This window comes from Veillonella sp. KGMB01456, assembly GCF_023051165.1.
In the GTDB taxonomy this organism is placed as follows: domain Bacteria; phylum Bacillota; class Negativicutes; order Veillonellales; family Veillonellaceae; genus Veillonella_A.
In genome coordinates, this window is record NZ_JALKIG010000078.1 from 1 (window position 1) to 2,730 (window position 2,730).

Consider the following 2,730-nt stretch of genomic DNA (forward strand, 5'->3'; position numbering starts at 1 on the left):
GTATCTATCTAGGTTTACAGCACTTTTTACACACACTTTTTGTCCTATAACTCTTAATTTTCAAAAAATTAGCAAAACAAAAAGCCCTCATAAGATGCAAAACCTCTAGCCAATCGGATGTAACGCATCCGGTATAAGTAGAGTCTGAGCCTTATGAGGGCCTTTTTATATATTAATTCTTACCACCATTCATTAATGTATGTTTTTTGTTTCGGATAAACACGGATGAGCATAGCAATCACCGCTTTTTCACCACATACTTTACCTTCAAACAGCAGTTCCGACGCTGTCATGCGGCCCATAAGGATAAGGCTTAAAGCCCCTACCTCACTTACAACCTGCACATCAGCTTTAACTTCGTCCGCTGTTTTAACGGCTTCCACGTGGCCATCACTATGAATTGTCACTTCATAGGTACCTTCATTCCAAGTTGCCATGGAATCTTTAACACCTAATGTAAAGGTATAGGTCTTACCGTCAACTACGCCCGCCTGATTGGCCCAATGTGCATCAATATGGGCCGGCACTGTCGCCATAGCCGTCGTCACATCGACAATACGACTCATCATGTACGGCATGGTTGTATGACCGGTTTTACCGTTCGGATGGAAAATATAAGATTCATCCTGCATACCTTCGTTCCAGCGGATGCTCGAACCTTGCGAACGATGATTGTATAAGTAATTTAAGAGACCTTTTTGACCGCGACGGGAAGTGTACACAAATTCGGTAACCGGAATTTCTTCCGCCCCTAAACGATACACCGCATAGCCTTCAATTTGACCGTCTTCGGTCTGCACATAAGCTACGCGCACCCCTTCCGCAAAAAAGCTGCCCAATAAGCGTCGCCATTCTTTTTCACCGCGCACGGCATAACCGGATAAACCTTCAGTATAAGCTTCATAGATTGGGGCTAACTTAGTCCATTCGTCTTCCGATTGCAAAAGACCGAAATGAAGTGTTTTATCCGTAAGCGGACGTAACTCTTCAAGACTCAAGGTTTGCACCCACTGATGAGCGTACAGTTCCCAACCGTATTGTTGGTAAAACGCAGCTTTGGACGGCATCAAAATGGTGATCCCCTGACCGCGTTTTTTTAACTCTTCTAACGAAGCCGTTAATAATTGACCGCCGATACCGCCACGGCGGGCTACCGGATCGGTTGCTACGCCTACCATGTAACTTACCGGCACGAGCGCACCGCGCACATTAAGGGTATACTGACGCAAATGCACCATACTGGTCAGCAAATTTCCGTCATAGCCTACCATGGTATGTTCCGGTTCATAGGCTTTGCTGAAATAATATTGGAAAAACGGATCTTCTTTTGTTTCAAAGCAATAAGCCCATAAATTTTCTACCGCTTTCGTATCATTGGCGTTGGCAATTCTAAATTCCATAATTACACCTCTTTTTATACAAAAAAGGAGAGTCCTCAGGACTCCCCTAATACTTTATTCCTTAACAGGACAAATATCGGCATATACCGCATCATATTTTTCGGCAAAATGATCCGGATTATACGATTCTTTAGCCTTACGAAGGCCCGGTAAGCCCATATCTTCTTCACGGTTTACAAATTCCGTATCGGCAAATTCATGACGAATGAATTCATTGTTGATAGCCTGGTACAAACCGCGGATAGTCGGATTTGCTTTTTCAATATGAATCAAAGCCATACGGTCGTTCAAGTATTCACCGATAGTGAACGCTTCGATACGTCCGAACAACTTGATAGCACCGCCTACAAGACCAAGTTCATCCCAATGAGTGAACAACAATTTAATGGCTTCCAACTCATCTTCAATGCCTTCTTCATGATGCTGTTCCACCCAGGATTCAGCCGTAGCAATACAATCGGCAAAAATGTCCGAAGTAAGCGGCATGTACTCATAGTTGGTATACTGCATGCGGAACTGATTTAAGTGATTTTTCTTCTGGCGCAATTTTTTACCGGACAAAGTAATCAAATCTTGCGTTTTATAAATGTACTCAAAATTGTCACGGTCCGGCGTAAATTCATAGCAATCAGGACAAAGCGTATTCATACGCTCCATCATAATCGGATTAACACCTTTTAAACGGAACGGCAAGTTATTCACTTCGAACCATTCTTTAGCCATATCAAGGCCGTCTACGAATTTTGCATCTTTACCGGCAAAAGGTGGCAACATAAACGGTTCCCGTTTGCCGCCCCCTTTAATGAACAATACGCCATCTTCTTCGGCCCATTCGATACCATAAGCATCTTGCCACATAAACAATGTGGTAAAACAGTTATCCGATGCTTCATAATGATGAATTGCAAAATAATCATCAATAATCGGTTTATCTTTTAATTCAAATCTTCTAAATGCTAAAATAGGAATCGCCTCCTACGGACTAATAGTAATAATACACAATTATAGCGTTCTGATTTTTTTATAACGCTCTACATTTTTTAGGAACTATATCCCTAACCCAAATACCCTAATCTTTTAGGACTTTATTAACACTATACTCAGGGCCAATCAATACTCTTTTTAGAGTACCAATAGGGGCTGAGCTCATATAGCGAACTCTATAATTATACTACATATTTGAACTTTGTAAAATACAACTATATCTATATATTTCATTCTATATATATGATTTTACCATAAAATTGTGTAAAAGAGAATTTTTTTCACAGTTTCGGGTTATAGGACATTTTGAGTTGGTAATTTAATCCCATAGATAGTTAGGATATGG

At 41.0% G+C, this 2,730-nt stretch carries 2 protein-coding genes; both read right to left on the bottom strand.

Annotated features, from left to right (window positions below; genetic code table 11):
• Window positions 1-179: 179 nt before the first annotated feature.
• A complete protein-coding gene (locus tag MXE28_RS11345; RefSeq protein WP_226974688.1) occupies window positions 180-1,400 on the bottom strand; it encodes a GNAT family N-acetyltransferase in 1,221 nt (406 codons plus the stop codon).
• Between the two features lie 54 nt (window positions 1,401-1,454).
• On the bottom strand, window positions 1,455-2,363 hold the full coding sequence (locus MXE28_RS11350) for a phosphatidylglycerol lysyltransferase domain-containing protein (protein WP_226974689.1): 909 nt from the start codon (window positions 2,361-2,363) through the stop codon (window positions 1,455-1,457).
• Between the last annotated feature and the right edge of the window lie 367 nt (window positions 2,364-2,730).